Origin of the sequence: Marinobacter sp. JSM 1782161 (assembly GCF_011421605.1) — a bacterium.
In the GTDB taxonomy this organism is placed as follows: domain Bacteria; phylum Pseudomonadota; class Gammaproteobacteria; order Pseudomonadales; family Oleiphilaceae; genus Marinobacter_A; species Marinobacter_A bohaiensis.
Genome location: NZ_WSSA01000004.1, coordinates 1 through 14,635, shown reverse-complemented (window position 1 = coordinate 14,635; position 14,635 = coordinate 1). Strand labels below are relative to the sequence as shown.

Below are 14,635 nucleotides of genomic sequence, written 5' to 3'. Positions count from 1 at the left end.
CGACCGGCGCCGGGACCACTGTCCCGGCGCGAACCGTTTACTCGTCTTCCAGCGGTTCTTCCGGGCCGCGCGCTTCGGTGCCCATGTGGTAGGCGGCAAAGCCGGCCATCACCACCTGGTCCACCGCCATGCCGATCACCCGGCCGTCCTGTTTCGCCCGGACCGGATGCTGGGCGTTGGTGATCGGATCGGTGACGATCCCCAGGGTTTCCCCGGCGACCACTTCCTGCCCCAGCTCCACATCGCTCACCAGGATGCCGCCGTGGGTGGCGCGGATCCAGCTGGAGTTGTAGTAGACCGGCTCGGGTTTGCCCCACACGAACAGCCGCGACATCATGCCCTGTTTCTCCAGCAGGCTGTTGATGCTGTTGACGCCCGCCTTGATCTGTTCCTCCTGGATACGCAGGGATTCGCCGGCTTCCATGGTGACCGCCGTAATGCCGTTGCGGGTGGCGGCCGTGCGCAGCATGCCCGGGCTGCCCTGGCTGTGGACCACGGCCATCTGGTCAAAGCCCTCGGTAAAGCGGGCGACGGCGTCGTTGTGCATATCCGCCCGCAACTGGGCCAGGTTACTGCGCTTGAGTGAGCCGGTGTGGATGTCCACCAGCATATCGCAGTGCTTGATCACGTCGTTGAACAGCGAGTAGGCGATGCGCGAGGCCAGGCTGCCGTTGGGGTCGCCCGGGAAATTGCGATTCAGGTCGCGACGGTCGGCCAGGTAGCGCGAGCCGCGCTGGAAGCCCTGCAGGTTGACGATGGGAATCCCGATCAGGCGGCCACTCAGCTCCTCGGCCTGGATGTCGTACATCACTCGCCGGATGATCTCGATGCCGTTCAGCTCATCGCCGTGCACGGCGCCGGTCAGGCACAGATTGGGGCCCGGCTGGGCGCCGTTGATGACCAGTACCGGGGTGGGCTGTTTGAGTCCGGCCATGGTGGTGTCCGGGGTCCAGCCCAGCCGGGTGGAGGTGCCCGGTCTGACCTCCGAACCCAGGATGACCAGCGGTTTGGCCTGAGGGGCGGGCTCGGCCGGTGCTTCGGTGCCTGTGCTCGTTCCCGTGTCGGGGGCGGTGGCCGTCTCGGGTGTCTCGGCCGATGGCTGTTCGGTCTTCGTCGTCGGCGTGTCGTCCGCGGCGGGCTCCGGGCTGTCCGGCGATGTGGTATCGCCGGATGATTGGGAAGCGGTGTCCGACGTGGCCTTTTTCACCGGCTCCGGGGTGGGCGCGACTTCCTTGAGATCGACGTTGGGCGCAACCTGGGTAGCCTGTTCCGGCTGGGGCTCCGGGGCCGGATCAGCCTCCGCCTCGGTTGAGTCGGCGTTGTCTGTGGCGCCCGGGTCCTGGCTGGCTTCGATGTCCTCGACGCTTTCGTCCTCGGGTACCTCCACCGGGTGAGGTTGTTCGGGCGCCGGGTCCTGGGCGTGCAGGGCGGCACTGAAAGTTAGCGCACCCAACAGGGCCAGAAAGCGGCGCGGGCGGTAAACGGTACTGCGGTCCAACGTCATGTCTGCGGGGTCTCCCGTCGTGTCGTGGCGGGTCGGTCAATGTCTTGGAAGGGCCTATTCTGCCTGCTGCCGGCCGTGACGACCATTAAGATCCTGTTGTCTTTCGCCGCCTCCGTATTCGCCACAGCAGCCCACCGTACACCAGCAGGTTGAAGCCGAACACGCCCGCGCCGAGCAGGATCTGTACGGGGCGCGTCAGACCGGGTGGGTAGATCAGTGGTAACAGGTAATGGGCAATGAAGCTGCCCTGGTAGCCCGCGTCGCCGGCGAGCTGGCGCAGTTCGATTTCCAGCGGCGTCAGCGGGCAGAGCCACCCGTTCAGCATGACCAGGGTGGCCCAGGCGAGCGTGGGGATATGCAGCCACAGTAACCAGCGGCGCCAGAGCACGGCCAGCCCGCCGAATATGGCAAACAGGATGAACGCGAGATGCGCGATCAGGACCGCATCCGCGGCGAGCCGCCACCCCATGGTCGCATCACCGGGCTCCCGGCCTGCCCGTAATGATCACGGGCGGGCCAGGGTCTGCTGGGTTAGTGAATGAGTTGGCACAGGACCTAGCGGGACTTGATCATCCCCTGCTGGTCGGAGATCACGATCTCCACGCGCCGGTTCTGCTGGCGTCCGCTGGAGGTGTCGTTGCTGGCCACCGGATAATCCTCACCGTGGCCGATCACCTCGACGCGACCAGAGTCGATGCCTTCCAGCATCAGCGAGTTGCGCACCGATTCCGCCCGACGCTCGGACAGCTGCTGGTTGTAGCTGGCCGCACCGGTGCTATCGGTGTAACCCTCGACCCGCACCCGACGCTCCGGGTATTCGGCCATGAAATCGGCCAGTCGCTGGACCGTACGTTCGCCGGCCGGCTTGAGATCCGCCTTGTTCACATCGAACAGCACGTCGCCCAGGGTCAGCACCATCCCTCGCTCGGTCTGTTCGGCCTGCAGGGCCTCCATCTCCGCGCGCAGACGGTCGGCCTCGGACTGCGCCTGCTGCAGCTTGAGTTGCTCGCGGCGGCTCTGCGCCGAGGCGATCTCTTCCTGCAGGCGCGCTCTTTCGCCCTGCTGGCTTGCGATTTCAGCATGGCTGCGCGCCAGATAGGCGGCCTGTTCCACGCGATCGGTGTCGGCGCCCTCTTCGAGCAGGGAATCGGCCTCCTTCAAGGCCAGTTCAGACTGGCGCAATTGGGTCGACCCCGCGCGGGCAACGTAGGGATCGTCCTCGATGGCCTGGTAGGCGGAGCGTGCTTCATCTACCTTGGCATTCTGGGCGGGACCGCTGGCGCAGGCTGACAGCAACAGGGCCAGGGTCGCCGCGGAACCTGACATCAATATCCGTTTAGTCATCGTAACCTCCTGGCATCCGCTCACTGTTGAGCCGCGTTGAGTTGCTGGCGCAGCTGCTCGATATTTTCGTTGATCTCATCGACGGCTTCGCGGGCTTTGGCGGTCTCGGTCCGCGCCGCCGCCAGTTCGGCGTCGACCGTGGCCTGCTCAAGCAGGTCTTCGGCCTCCCGGAACTTCTCCGCGTCGATCAGCTGTTGGGCGTCCGCCACCTTATTCTGTGCCCGGTTGAGTAATACCGGCTCGTAATCGCGGGCGTCGGACGTTTCCGCCTGCCGGATCGCGCCTTCAGCGGCGCTCTTGTCCTCACTCGGCATTGTTCCGGAACTGGCGCAGGCCGCCATGAAACCGGCCAGGCCCAGCACCAGTGCCAGTCTGGCTTTCTCGTGATGCCTGTTCATGCACCTTCTCCTTGTGTTTCTGAAGTCACGGTGTTTGAAATCACCATCTCTTGGATCACTGGCCGCGCTGGAAGCGCGGTGTCATCGTCGGGCCAGACCCCGGAAAACGGGGCCTTGTGCCCACCGAGGGTACGTTTAAAAATAGCAGGCAGGTCGTTAGTTTGTATGAAAAATGTGCAATGACACCGGTCAGGTCGCACCCATCGACGTATGAAATAATCGCCTGAAAGCGCTGATTGACGCGCTTTTTCAAAGGCTTACGAAATGGTCATCAGTCGTTCGAGCAACGCCAGGGAGGAATCATGGGGGAACGCGTTCGAGGCCCGGTGACGCTGGAATGCGTGCGGGGCGATATCACCCGGCAGGCGGATCTGGATGCCGTGGTCAACGCCGCCAACGCCGAGCTCCGGCCCGGGGGCGGCGTAGCCGGGGCCATTCATCGGGCGGCGGGGCCGGAGCTGGACCGGGCCTGCCGGCCTCTGGCGCCGATCCGGCCGGGGCAGGCGGTGATCACCGAGGCGTTCGGGTTGCCCAACGATTACGTGATCCATTGCCTGGGACCGGTCTACGGCGTGGACCAGCCCTCCGACCAGTTGCTCGCCGATTGTTACCGCAACGCGCTGCGGTTGGCGGAGTCGGAGGGGCTGGCATCAATCGGTTTTCCCGCGTTGTCCACCGGCGTGTTCGGCTACCCGATGGCGGATGCCGCCGGGGTGGCGCTGCACACGCTCTGGGACGAGTGCTTCGGGCTGGCATCGGTGCGCCGGATCCGCTTCGTGCTGTTCAGCGATGCCGATGCCGAGATGCACAATCAGGTGTTGCGGGGATTGACGGACTGAGCGTCAGCACAGGACCCAGTCGTCGCCCTCGCGGCGCGCCCGGCCGTCCTTCTCCAGCTTGAGCAGGTGGGCCAGCAGTGAGCGCGCGGCCATGCGGTGCAGGGCGGTGGCGGCGTCGGCGTAGGCCTCGCCCACCAGAGTCTCCAGCGGCGCCGGGCCAACCTTGCGCAGGGCGCGGACCACCTTGCGCTCGCGACTCAGGCGGTGGGTGACCAGCAGGTCGATCACCAGTTGCGGGTAGGCCATGAGAAAGCCGTGCCCCGGGGCGATCCACTCCATCTCTTCTTCCAGAAGATTCATCAGGGCGTTGAGGTAGTCCGTCATGTCGCCGTCCGGCGGGTTAATCACCACCGTCGAGCCCTGCATGATGTGATCGCCGGAGAACAGCATGCCCTCGCCCTCGTGCAGGAAGCAGAGGTGGTTGGAGGCGTGTCCCGGTGTGTGCAGGATTTTCAGCCGGGTGCCATCCAGCTCGATCGTCTCGCCGTCGGCGGGGATGTGATCGGGACGGAAGGTCAGGTCCTGGTGGCCGTCGGCGGGCGGCGGCAGGCCGATCAGCGGCGCGCCGGTGGCGGCCTTGAGAGCCTGGGCGCCGGGGCTGTGGTCGCCGTGGGTGTGGGTCACGAGAATCGCCCGCAGCTGGCCGCCGCACTGATCCAGCAGGCGGTGCAGGTGTTGCTCGTGGTGTGGTCCGGGATCGATCACCAGATCGCCGCCGGGATCGCGGATCAGGTAGCTGTTGGTGCCGGGGCCGGTCATTACGCTGGGGTTGGGGACGGTCAGCCGCCAGATGCTCTCGCCGATCGGCGTCCACTGGCCGGGCTCGATCCGGGCCTCAAGCTGGCCGTAGGCCTGGGGATCGCGCTTGCGCACTTCCGGGTAGGCCGCGTCGCCGGGGTGGAGCAGGATCGGATCGCCGTTCTTGCGCGCCGGCCAGGGTTCCGTCGGGAACGGTTTGGGTTTGCGGCGGCGGGCGTCGTCCAGCGCGTCTGCGGCGTTGTTGAAGCGGGCCAGGCGACGCAGCACCGTCAGCGTCGGCGCGCCGAACTGGCGCTTGCCGGCGCGGTGCTGGGTCAGCGCGTCATGCGGCGTCAGCCAGCAATGGTTGATGGTCTCGCGGCCGTCGTGGGCGGGTACCTGATCCGCCGGCGCCCGGGTCAGGAAGAAACGGGTGTCGAAGCGGCGCGGCGCCCCCGGCGGCGTGACCCAGTGGTCGATGTAGATCATCTCGTCCAGCGGCAGGCGCAGACCATGGGCGTCGCACAGAGCGGCCAGCGACAGCTCGCCCCGGGTCACCGGCTCCCGCGCACTGGCCAGCACGGGGTGGGCCGGGCCCGGATGCTGACCGGCGTCGTCCCGCGCCAGCAGCAGGCCGGCTTCTTCGAAGCATTCCCGGATGGCAGCGACCAGATAACCCAGGGCATCATGTTCCACACCCAGCAGTTCCCGCGCGGAGGCTTCGTCGTGGCCGTCGGCGAAGGCGGCGAGTCCTGAATCGGCGTCGCCGGCATCCACCGCGCCGCCGGGGAAGACGTAGTATCCCGGCAGGAACGCGGCCTTGCGGCTGCGCTGCAGCATCAGCACTTCGAAGCCGTCGGCGCTGTCCCGCAGCAGGGCCAGCGTGGAGGCAGGGCGTGGTTGCATCATGGTGTTGTTGTCACGCTCAGTGGATCGGAACTGCTCTCACCATAGCGGCTCGATAGCGGGATTGCGACTGCGGTCTTGGCCCGGGACCGGTACACTGGCGTTTTGACCCCATGATCAGAGTATTGCCCTATGGCCCGTGTCCAACTGTCGTTTCCCGATGATGCCTTTATCTTTTCCACTTCCCTGCCGGTGCGGATCACCGACATCAACGGCGCCAACCACCTGGGCAACGACGCCCTGATTTCCATGCTGTCCGAGGCCCGGGCGCAGTTCCTGGCCCATTACGGCGTCGAGGAAACGGATCGCGACGGGGTCGGCATCATCGTCACGGATCTGGCCACCATGTACCAGGGGGAGTCCTTCTACCCGGATGAGCTGCGTTTCGAGATTGGCCTGCTGGATTTCAACAGGTACGGCGGGGACTTCGTGTTCCGGGTGACCAAGGCAGACACTGGCCAGGCGGTGGCGATGGCCAAGTACGGATTCGTGTTCTTCGACTATTCCCGGCGCAAGGTCGCGCCCATGCCAGCGGCCTTTCGCGCGAAGTTTGATTAGGTAGCCGGAGCCGGCGTCGCCTGCAGTCGGCGCATGCCCTGGCGGTAGAACAGATAGGCCTGGGTGCCGGCCAGCAGGTTGCCGATCAGCGCGCCGCTGAGCAGCCCGTCGATACCGCCGATTTGCGAGCCCACCCAGAGGAAGGGCAGGAAGCACGCGAACAGCCGCAGCACCGAGATCAGCAGCGCCCGCATGGACAGCCCCAGCGCGTTGCACACCGACACCATCAGCATGCAGACCCCCAGCCCGCTGTAGCTCAGCGGTACCCGCACCAGGTAGCTGTGCAGGATGTCGGTGACCGAGGCGTCGGCGCTGAACAGTTCCGACACCAGCCCAGACAGCACCAGCCAGATCAGACCAATCGCCAGCTGCCAGACCACCACGAAGCGCACGCTGATGCGCACCAGCGCGCGGATGCGGTCGATGTCACCCGAGCCCAGCAGGCGCCCGATCATCGGCGGCAGCGACATGGTCAGCGCCAGCACCACCACGATGGAGAAGAACTCCAGCCGCGTGCCCAGCCCCCAGGCGGCCACGGCAGCGGTGCCGAAACCGGCGACCAGGGCGGTGGCCAGGCTGGCGGCGATGGGCGGCATCAACTGGCTCATCATGGCCGGCGCCATGATCCCGCCCAACTGGCGGATGGCCGGCCCCAGCGCCAGCGCCGACAGATCGAAGCGCAGCCAGCCGCGTTTGAGCAGTTTGGGATAGACCACCAGGCAACTGATGCCGAAAGCGGTGATGGTGGCCATGGCGGCGCCGGGGAGACCCCAGCCGAAGACGAAGATATAGAGCGGATCCAGGGCGATGTTGACCAGGCTGGTGACCACCATCATATAGCCGGGCAGTTTGGTGTCGCCGTGGGAGCGGCTGACGCTGTAGCCGAAGTAGGCCATCGCACCCATCCAGGCGGCGCCGAGCCAGGGCACCCAGTAGGCCGAGATCAGTGGCATCAGGTCCGCTTCGGCGCCCAGCAGCCCCATGATCCCGTGCCGGCCCAGCCACAGGCCGACGAGCAGGAGCAGCGCCAGTGAGCCGCCGATGATCACCACCAGGCCGCCCAGGCGTTCGGCCCGCGCCACGTCGTCGGCGCCCAGGGTGCGGGAGATGATCGCGGTGGTAGCGATGCCCAGACCCACCTGCAGGCCGATGATCAGCTGCTGCATGGGCACGGTGAAACCCAGCGCCGCCAGCGGATCCCGGCCCAGCTGGCCGATGAAGATACTGTCCACCAGCTGGAAACTCATCAGCGACAGCACGCCGAACAGCATGGGCCAGGTCATGACCAGCAACTGGCGGCTGAGGGGACGGTTGTCCAGGGCGGGATTCACGACGGTGTCGGTCTCCGGGGCGTTGAGCGGTAACGGATGCGTTGGGAGCGCAGTCTACCAGTCCCTGGAGACGGGGGAGAGTGGGGTTTGCCGGTACGGTCGCCGGCAAACCCCGATGGGAAGCGTTACAGCACGGCCAGGGCCGCGTCGTAATCCGGCTCGTCCTTGATCTCGCCGACCAGTTGGCTGTGGATCACGGTGTCGTTCTCGTCCAGCACCACCACAGCCCGGGAGCACAGGCCGGCCAGCGGGCCGCTCTCGATCGCCACGCCGTAGTCCTTGCGGAACTGGTCGTTGCGGAAGGTGGACAGGGTTTCCACGTTATCCAGCCCTTCAGCGCCGCAGAAACGGCCCGCGGCGAACGGCAGGTCGGCGGAGACCACCAGCACCACGGTGTTGTCCAGGCTGCCGGCTTTCTCGTTGAACTTGCGGGTGGAGGCCGCGCACACGCCGGTATCAATGCTGGGGATGATGTTCAGGATCTTGCGCTGGCCGCTCCAGGCGCTCAGGGATTTATCTTCCAGGCCGCCGGTGGTCAGTTTGAAGTCCGGTGCCTTATCGCCCTTGGCGGGAAACTGGCCGGCTACGTCGATCGGGTTGCTGTCGAGGGTCACCTTGCTCATTCGAACACTCCTTGGGATTTTTCCTGATAGGCCATCCGCTTTGTACCGCAGGCGCGGCGGGATGGATGATGAGACTTTCGGGTGAAACCGTAATCCGGTCCCGGATGGCAGAAAGTCTAGTCAGTCTAGCTCTTTTACCTGAACTGTCCTGTGGTATGGGGACGCGGGGGCCGAGAATCAACCGTGGCTGGGTGCGGCATCGAAGCCGGGCGCCGGCTGCCGTGCCGCCCGCAACAGGTAGCTGAGGCCGGCGGCGAGGGCGCAGATGGCGATCACCGTGGCCATGGTCTGGCTGGTGCCGTTGTGGAAGTGCCCCACCAGCAGGCCGGTGAGGGCGGCGGCACTCATCTGCAGACAGCCGTAGATGGCCGAAGCGGACCCGGCCATATGCGGGAAGGGCGCCAGGGCGCCGGCCAGGGTCTGGGGCAGCGTCAGGCCGACACCGATCATGAACAGCATCTGCGGCAGGATCACCGCCATCCGGGTGAACACCTCGGCCCATGCCAGTGCCGCCATCAGGCCGCTTCCCAGGACGGCGATGCCCAATCCCGCGCGCAGCAGTTGATCGGGCGAGAACCGCCGCGCCAGTCGGGCCGACAGAAAGCTGCCCGAGACGAAGCCGAACACGATCACCGAGAAATAGGCGCCGAAGGCGGACGGACTGACCCCCAGGAAATCAATCAGCACGAAGGACGACCCCGACAGGAAGGCGAACAGCCCGGAAAACACCAGCGCGTTGGTCACCGCATACCCCTGGAACGAGCGGTCGCGCAGCACCGTGCCGTAGTTGCGCAGCAGCGGCCTCGGGCGCAGCGGCTGGCGGTAATGGAGCGGCAGCGGTTCGGGCAGACGCAGGGCGATCAGCGTGACCATCAGCAGGGCATAGCCGGCCAGGGCCAGGAAGATCGCCGGCCAGCCGGAGGCGGCCAGCAGCAGCCCTCCCAGCGTCGGGGCCAGCGCCGGCGCCAGGCCCATGATCGCCGCCATCAGTCCCATGATGCGCGCGGCTTCACGGGGGCTGTGGATATCCCGCACCGCGGCGCGTCCCAGCACCGGCCCGGCGGAGCCGCCCAGGGCCTGCAGGAAACGGCACAGCATCAGGCCTTCGATGTCCGTGGCCAGGGCGCAGCCCACGCTCGCCACGGTGAACAGCAGCAGACCACCGATCATCACCGGCTTGCGTCCCAGGCTGTCCGCCAGCGGCCCGCAGATCAACTGGGCCAGGGCGAAGCCGGCCATATACAGGCTCAGGGTCATTTGCACCTGGCCGGTACTGGCGCCCAGCAGCTCGCCCATCTGCGGCATGGCCGGCAGGTACATGTCGGTGGCCAGCGGCCCCAGCGCGACGGTGGCCGCCAGCAATAGGGTCGTGGACAGGCTGGTCAGTGACAGCATGGTGCAGGGTTTTCCGGTTGGGCCGCTGGCCGTGAAATGGGTTTGAAAGACAAAGGGTACGAAACCGAAGCATACGGGAGTCATCCGGCGGGATAACGCCCGGGGCGCTCATTCTACCTATGAACAGAATCGATCGGTATGTTGGCGATCAGGCGGGCAGACGACCGGCGACGTCCAGCAACTGCGACCGGATCCAGCGGTGGGCGGGGTCGTCCTGGTAGCGCTGGTGCCAGAGCATGTAGAGGCTGAACGGGCGATGGTTGAACGGCAGCGACGCCTGGGCGAATTCCCGCATCATGCCCTGGTGCAGCCGCGCCGGCGCGCTTGCCAGCAGATCGGAACCGCGCAGGAAGGCGGCCAGCCCGGAGAAGTTGGATACGGTCACCGCGGCGTCGCGGTGGATACCCTGGGCCGCCATGGCGTCGTCCAGTCCCAGTCGCTCGCCGGTGTTGAAGACAATGGAAATGTGCCGGCTGGCCAGGTAGTCGTTCAGATCGGCCGGGGCGTCGCGTTGCGCCGGATCGTAGAAAACCACCATGCGATCGTCCAGCAGACGCTGTTGCAGGATATCGCTGGCGGGCGGTGGATGCGGCGAAATCATCAGGTTGCACAGGTCCCGACGCAGCCGGTCCGGGGTTGGTATACCCGAGGGCACCACGTGCAGTTCGATGCCGGGCGCCTCCCGCTCCAGGACGCGCGACAGCGCCGGCAGCAGCAGGTCGCGCTGGTAGTCGTTGGCGGCCACGGTCAGCGTCAGGTGGGTATCGGCCGGTGCAAACGGCGGCCCCAGCGGCAGGTTGCGCAGTTCCTGCAGGATCTGGCGCACGTGGGGGCCGGTGCGCAGGGCGTAGGGGGTGGGCGTGATGCCGCGCCCGGCCTTGACGAACAGCGGGTCGCCCAGGGTCTGGCGCAGGCGGTCCAGGGTGTGGCTCACCGCCGACTGGCTGACCCCGAGGCTGACCGCCGCGGCCGACACGCTGCCGGCGTCCAGTACCGCCAGGAACACGTCGAGCGCACGGGTGTCGAGGTTCAACCGATCAATCGAGTTCATGAATCGCAGTGTAGGGCGATTCCTCCCCTGCGGCCAGGGCGTCGTCCAGGAAGTGGCGGATGCCGCCGGCGAGTTCGTCGAACCAGGGGTTGAAGGTCAGGCGGCTGGTGGGCACGTCCCGGGCGCCCTCGTGCCAGGCGCTGAACCACAGGTCTTCCGGGCCCAGCGCGTCGCAGTCGTCCAGGCTCAGGCCGTTGGGTTCGAGGCAGCGGTTGAGCGGACCGTCGAGGCCGTAGAGCGGGTTGTCCGGCGCGTTGTTCAGGGACATGTGGGACATCTCCAGAATGCGCTGGTCCGGCAGATAGCTGTTGCGCACGGTGATGCGCGGATCGTCCGGCAGTGTGGCGTCGTCGCGGGTGTCCCGATACACCAGCATACGACTGGCGGGGCTGGCGAAGCGCCGGTGGAACTGGTCAGCCAGGAAGGCCAGGTTGATCACCGAATCCGCCTCGGTGGCCACCAGCATCAGCGGCAGGTCGATCCGCTCGCGGGCGTCCAGTTCCTCCTGCACCCGGGCGCGCACGTCCGCCACCTGGGCCGCCGCGTTGATGGCCATGGACTCGTACTTGACCGGGTTCAGCTCCGGCTCCTCCTCAACAAAATCCTTGAACACCGAAGCGATGGGCGCCAGCCACAGGTAGTTGCGCAGCCCGTTGAGCTCCCAGGCCGGGGCGAGGGCCAGCAATCCGGCGGGGGCGGGCTGATTGGCGTCCAGGGCTCGCTCGGTGGCCAGCGCCCCACCCAGGGAAAAGCCGCCGATAAAGGCGTGATCCACCTCGTCGGCCAGGGCTGCGAAGTGGGTGTTCACCTGGGCGCGCCAGACCTCGGCGTCGGCCTCCACCATGTCGCCGGGGCGGGTGCCGTGGCCTTGCAGCAGGAGGGTGCGGACCCGCACGCAGCGCTCGGCCAGCGCCTGGCCCAGATCGCGGAACACATACGGCGAATCGCTCAGCCCGTGCACCAGCAGCAGGCCGATACGCTGCCTTTCGCCGCTGCAATGTGCCGCAGGGCTGGCTTCGAAAGGCATGTTCCAGACCACCTGATCGGCGCGCGGAAAGCCGTCCACCGGCACCAGGTAGTGGTCCAGGTGCTGGCGCACGTCCCGGGAATAGGCATCGAAATCGTTGATGGGCGGTGCCCCAAGCTGTTGCGGCGCGGGTTGGTACAGGGATGGCGTCGCGCTGCAGGCGGACAGCCAGACCAGGGACAGGCTGACCACAAGGCGGCGGAGTCGGCGTGGTAATCGGACAGCGGGTTCAATGGCGTACACTGGGACGGCGTCTTCCTTTATCACAGGGGTGCGGGCCTTTACGTTGCCGCACCCCAAACTGGATGAAAACCGGGCACAGGAACCACCTATGACAATCCATCTTGCCTTCGATGTCTACGGGACCCTGGTCGACCCCCAGGGTATGGTCGACCACCTGCGCGACGATTGCGGCGAGCGGGCCGCCGCCGTCAGCCGGTTGTGGCGACAGAAGCAGCTGGAATTCAGCTTCCGCCGCGGCCTGATGCGGGATTACGCCGATTTCGGCACCTGCACCCGACAGGCCCTGCGCACGGCGATGGCCAGCTATGGCATCGATCTGGCAAGGGCGCGGGAAGATAAGTTGATGCGGGCCTACCTGAGCCTGCCGGCGTTCGCCGACGCCGGGCCGGTGCTGAAGGAGCTGGCGGGGGAATACCCCTGCTTTGCCTTTTCCAACGGCACGCCGGAGGCTCTGGAACAGGTTCTGGGCGCCAACGACCTGCTGGATCATCTGGATGGTCTGGTATCGGTGGATGCCGTCCGCAGCTTCAAGCCGGACCCGGCGGTGTACGCCTACGCCCGCCGCGCCACAGGCGCCTTCGACCAGCCCCTGTGTCTGGTGTCCTCCAATGCCTGGGACGTGATCGGCGCCCGTGCCGCCGGGCTGATGGCCATCTGGGTGCAGCGTGATCTGGACCAGCCGTTTGACGACTGGGAGCTGGCGCCCTCAGCCGTGATTCACGGGTTGCAGGCGTTGCCGGAAGTGCTCGAGCAATTCGGCTAGACAGAAAGCCGGATCACTTGCCGGTGAGCAACTTGTTGCCCAATCAAGCAAGATCTTGCTCGATTTGAGCAACTTGTTGCCCGGCGACCGGTGGGTGAATCGAGCGGGGTAGTGTTAGGCATTTGTTTTTATTGCCCTTTCTTTTTCTGGCACAGGACTTGTCTCTCAGAGTGGACCCTTTGCGAAGGGAATCACTTATTCAATCGCTAAGAGGGGTTTTCAAGCGCCACGAACGCAGTAGCTTGACACCCCCTCCACGTCACGGAGCAGACCCCATGCCAACCCCTTGTTATATCAGCATCGAAGGCCAGACCCAGGGCAACATCACCGCCGGTGCCTTCACCGCCGATTCGGTCGGTAACATCTACGTCGAAGGCCACGAAGACGAAGTGCTGGTCCAGCAGTTCGACCACACCGTTACCGTCCCGACCGACCCGCAGTCCGGCCAGCCGTCCGGCCAGCGCGTGCACAAGCCGTTCAAGTTCACCGCCGCCCTGAACAAGGCCACGCCGCTGATGTACAACGCCCTGGCCTCCGGCGAGATGCTGCCCAAGGTCGAGCTGAAGTGGTACCGCACCTCCGTTGAGGGCAAGCAGGAGCACTTCTTCTCCACCATCCTGGAAGACGCCACCATCATCAACATCGACTGCACCATGCCGCACTGCCAGGACGCGGCCAAGACCGAGTTCACCCAGCTGGTCGAAGTGTCCCTGGCCTACCGCAAGGTGACCTGGGAGCACGGCATCGCCGGCACCTCCGGTTCCGACGACTGGCGTTCCCCGGTCGAGGCCTAAGGCCCGACCGCGTGCACGGGCCCGGATCGATGGATCCGGGCGTCCGTGTCGCCTGACCGGTCCGGGCAACGATTGCTTACACAAGCGGTCGCCCGGATCGGTTAGACTCAGTCGACCCACTTGCAGGAGGCAAGTGACCGTCCGAATCCCCTGTGACGGGAAGGTTGAGCCCGTTTTTGAGAGCGCGAAGGGCAAGCATCTTCGTCTTCTCAAAAGCGAGACCGCGGTTTTTCCAGTTCAAGGATGAATAGCATGTCCCTACCCCAAGGCCTGCAGTTCACGGCCCGCCTCGGCAGCCTGCCGGACGACACCTTCGCGGTGGTCGAGTTCGAGCTGACCGAGCGCCTGTCCCAGCCCTTTGTCCTGACCCTGAAGCTGGCCAGCTCGTTTGCCGACATCGAGGCCGTAGACGTGCTGGACCAGGCCGCCGACCTGGTGATCTGGCAGGACGGCGAGGCCTTACGCGGGGTACAGGGCGTGGTCAGCGCCTTCCGCCGCGGCGCCAGCGGCCACCGCCGCACCCGCTACGAGGTGAAGATCGAACCCGCCCTGTGGCGCCTGGGGCTGATGCACAACAGCCGCATCTTCCAGCAGCAGGCCCCGGATACTATTCTCGGCACCCTGCTGGACGAACGCGGCCTGGTGGACAAGACCTTCAACCTGCAGCGCCGCCCCGCCGAGCGGGAGTACTGCGTGCAGCACCGCGAGAGCGACCTGGCCTTCCTCCAGCGCCTGGCCGCCGAGGAAGGCTGGCACTACCGCTTCGACGCCGCCACCGCCGGCCAGCCCATCGTCATCGCCGACCACCACCGGGACGCCCCGGAGCTGCCCGAGGTGGGCTACAACGCCACGTCCGGCGGCACCCACAAGACGCCCTGCGTGTTCAAGTTCGAGTACACCGAGAGCGTCGCCGTCGCCGGCGTGGCGATGAAGGACTACACCTTCCAGAACCCCGCCTACGCCCTGCAGCACGAATCCAACGCCGCGGATCTCGACAACCAGCGCACCGACTACGAACACTACGACTACCCGGGCCGCTTCAAGGCCGACCAGTCCGGCCAGGCCTACACCCAGGCAAGACTCGACGGCCTGCGCGCCGACGCCAGCGTGGGGGAAGGGGA

Annotated in this window: 15 protein-coding genes; 5 read left to right on the top strand and 10 right to left on the bottom strand. The window is 66.2% G+C overall.

All coding sequences use genetic code 11. The annotated features are described in order from the left end of the window. Window positions 1-37: 37 nt before the first annotated feature. The 4 genes from GQB00_RS16460 to GQB00_RS16445 form a co-directional block, all read right to left on the bottom strand. Window positions 38-1,504: a succinylglutamate desuccinylase/aspartoacylase family protein gene (locus GQB00_RS16460; RefSeq protein ID WP_165857140.1), complete on the bottom strand. Its 1,467-nt coding sequence runs from the start codon at window positions 1,502-1,504 to the stop codon at window positions 38-40. Window positions 1,505-1,589: 85 nt separating this feature from the next. Further along, entirely contained in the window at window positions 1,590-1,973 is a 384-nt protein-coding gene (locus tag GQB00_RS16455; RefSeq protein WP_165857139.1) for a DUF2784 domain-containing protein, read from the bottom strand. Window positions 1,974-2,059: 86 nt separating this feature from the next. Continuing rightward, complete coding sequence (locus GQB00_RS16450; RefSeq protein ID WP_111498343.1) at window positions 2,060-2,848, bottom strand: OmpA family protein; 789 nt, start codon at window positions 2,846-2,848, stop codon at window positions 2,060-2,062. A gap of 20 nt (window positions 2,849-2,868) precedes the next feature. Further along, window positions 2,869-3,246, bottom strand: coding sequence for a DUF4398 domain-containing protein (locus GQB00_RS16445; RefSeq protein ID WP_111498342.1), 378 nt, complete (start codon window positions 3,244-3,246; stop codon window positions 2,869-2,871). A 302-nt stretch (window positions 3,247-3,548) separates the two neighbouring features. On the opposite strand from GQB00_RS16445, the gene GQB00_RS16440 reads away from it, so the two are divergent. Beyond that, window positions 3,549-4,085 carry a macro domain-containing protein gene (locus GQB00_RS16440; protein WP_111498341.1) on the top strand — a complete coding sequence of 179 codons (537 nt, stop codon included), beginning with the start codon at window positions 3,549-3,551 and terminating at the stop codon, window positions 4,083-4,085. A 3-nt stretch (window positions 4,086-4,088) separates the two neighbouring features. Here GQB00_RS16440 and GQB00_RS16435 read toward each other — a convergent pair whose 3' ends face one another. Continuing rightward, on the bottom strand, window positions 4,089-5,732 hold the full coding sequence (locus GQB00_RS16435; RefSeq protein ID WP_323127298.1) for an MBL fold metallo-hydrolase: 1,644 nt from the start codon (window positions 5,730-5,732) through the stop codon (window positions 4,089-4,091). A 129-nt stretch (window positions 5,733-5,861) separates the two neighbouring features. Here GQB00_RS16435 and GQB00_RS16430 point away from each other — a divergent pair, with 129 nt between their 5' ends. After that, window positions 5,862-6,287: a thioesterase family protein gene (locus GQB00_RS16430; RefSeq protein WP_165857138.1), complete on the top strand. Its 426-nt coding sequence runs from the start codon at window positions 5,862-5,864 to the stop codon at window positions 6,285-6,287. Here the strand turns inward: GQB00_RS16430 and GQB00_RS16425 are convergent. The 5 genes from GQB00_RS16425 to GQB00_RS16405 form a co-directional block, all read right to left on the bottom strand. Beyond that, a complete protein-coding gene (locus GQB00_RS16425; RefSeq protein ID WP_165857451.1) occupies window positions 6,284-7,570 on the bottom strand; it encodes an MATE family efflux transporter in 1,287 nt (428 codons plus the stop codon). The two genes, GQB00_RS16430 and GQB00_RS16425, sit on opposite strands and share 4 nt — an antisense overlap. A 173-nt stretch (window positions 7,571-7,743) precedes the next feature. Further along, window positions 7,744-8,241 (bottom strand): thiol peroxidase, encoded by a 498-nt coding sequence (tpx, locus tag GQB00_RS16420; protein ID WP_111498339.1) that lies wholly within the window; start codon window positions 8,239-8,241, stop codon window positions 7,744-7,746. Window positions 8,242-8,418: 177 nt separating this feature from the next. Then, window positions 8,419-9,636, bottom strand: coding sequence for a multidrug effflux MFS transporter (locus tag GQB00_RS16415; protein ID WP_165857137.1), 1,218 nt, complete (start codon window positions 9,634-9,636; stop codon window positions 8,419-8,421). A gap of 148 nt (window positions 9,637-9,784) precedes the next feature. Continuing rightward, window positions 9,785-10,687, bottom strand: coding sequence for a LysR family transcriptional regulator (locus GQB00_RS16410; RefSeq protein ID WP_165857136.1), 903 nt, complete (start codon window positions 10,685-10,687; stop codon window positions 9,785-9,787). Beyond that, window positions 10,674-11,906, bottom strand: a complete 1,233-nt coding sequence (locus GQB00_RS16405; protein WP_323127297.1) for an alpha/beta hydrolase — start codon at window positions 11,904-11,906, stop codon at window positions 10,674-10,676. Before GQB00_RS16405 ends, GQB00_RS16410 begins: the two co-directional genes overlap by 14 nt. Before the next feature lie 139 nt (window positions 11,907-12,045). Between GQB00_RS16405 and GQB00_RS16400 the strand changes: the two genes are divergently transcribed. The 3 genes from GQB00_RS16400 to tssI all read left to right on the top strand — a co-directional run. Beyond that, on the top strand, window positions 12,046-12,720 hold the full coding sequence (locus tag GQB00_RS16400; RefSeq protein ID WP_165857135.1) for a haloacid dehalogenase type II: 675 nt from the start codon (window positions 12,046-12,048) through the stop codon (window positions 12,718-12,720). A 275-nt stretch (window positions 12,721-12,995) separates the two neighbouring features. After that, window positions 12,996-13,514 (top strand): Hcp family type VI secretion system effector, encoded by a 519-nt coding sequence (locus tag GQB00_RS16395; protein WP_111498578.1) that lies wholly within the window; start codon window positions 12,996-12,998, stop codon window positions 13,512-13,514. A gap of 252 nt (window positions 13,515-13,766) precedes the next feature. Continuing rightward, on the top strand, window positions 13,767-14,635 hold an 869-nt coding region (gene tssI / locus GQB00_RS16390), incomplete at its 3' end, for a type VI secretion system tip protein TssI/VgrG (RefSeq protein ID WP_165857134.1).

Coding starts and splice junctions, on each gene's coding strand:
- GQB00_RS16430 (WP_165857138.1), top strand. CDS start 5,862: ATGGCCCGTGTCCAACTGTCGTTTCCCGATGATGCCTTTATCTTTTCC.
- GQB00_RS16415 (WP_165857137.1), bottom strand. CDS start 9,636: ATGCTGTCACTGACCAGCCTGTCCACGACCCTATTGCTGGCGGCCACC.
- GQB00_RS16450 (WP_111498343.1), bottom strand. CDS start 2,848: ATGACTAAACGGATATTGATGTCAGGTTCCGCGGCGACCCTGGCCCTG.
- tpx (WP_111498339.1), bottom strand. CDS start 8,241: ATGAGCAAGGTGACCCTCGACAGCAACCCGATCGACGTAGCCGGCCAG.
- GQB00_RS16440 (WP_111498341.1), top strand. CDS start 3,549: ATGGGGGAACGCGTTCGAGGCCCGGTGACGCTGGAATGCGTGCGGGGC.
- GQB00_RS16410 (WP_165857136.1), bottom strand. CDS start 10,687: ATGAACTCGATTGATCGGTTGAACCTCGACACCCGTGCGCTCGACGTG.
- GQB00_RS16445 (WP_111498342.1), bottom strand. CDS start 3,246: ATGAACAGGCATCACGAGAAAGCCAGACTGGCACTGGTGCTGGGCCTG.
- GQB00_RS16455 (WP_165857139.1), bottom strand. CDS start 1,973: ATGGGGTGGCGGCTCGCCGCGGATGCGGTCCTGATCGCGCATCTCGCG.
- GQB00_RS16395 (WP_111498578.1), top strand. CDS start 12,996: ATGCCAACCCCTTGTTATATCAGCATCGAAGGCCAGACCCAGGGCAAC.
- GQB00_RS16435 (WP_323127298.1), bottom strand. CDS start 5,732: ATGATGCAACCACGCCCTGCCTCCACGCTGGCCCTGCTGCGGGACAGC.
- GQB00_RS16425 (WP_165857451.1), bottom strand. CDS start 7,570: ATGACCTGGCCCATGCTGTTCGGCGTGCTGTCGCTGATGAGTTTCCAG.
- GQB00_RS16400 (WP_165857135.1), top strand. CDS start 12,046: ATGACAATCCATCTTGCCTTCGATGTCTACGGGACCCTGGTCGACCCC.
- GQB00_RS16460 (WP_165857140.1), bottom strand. CDS start 1,504: ATGACGTTGGACCGCAGTACCGTTTACCGCCCGCGCCGCTTTCTGGCC.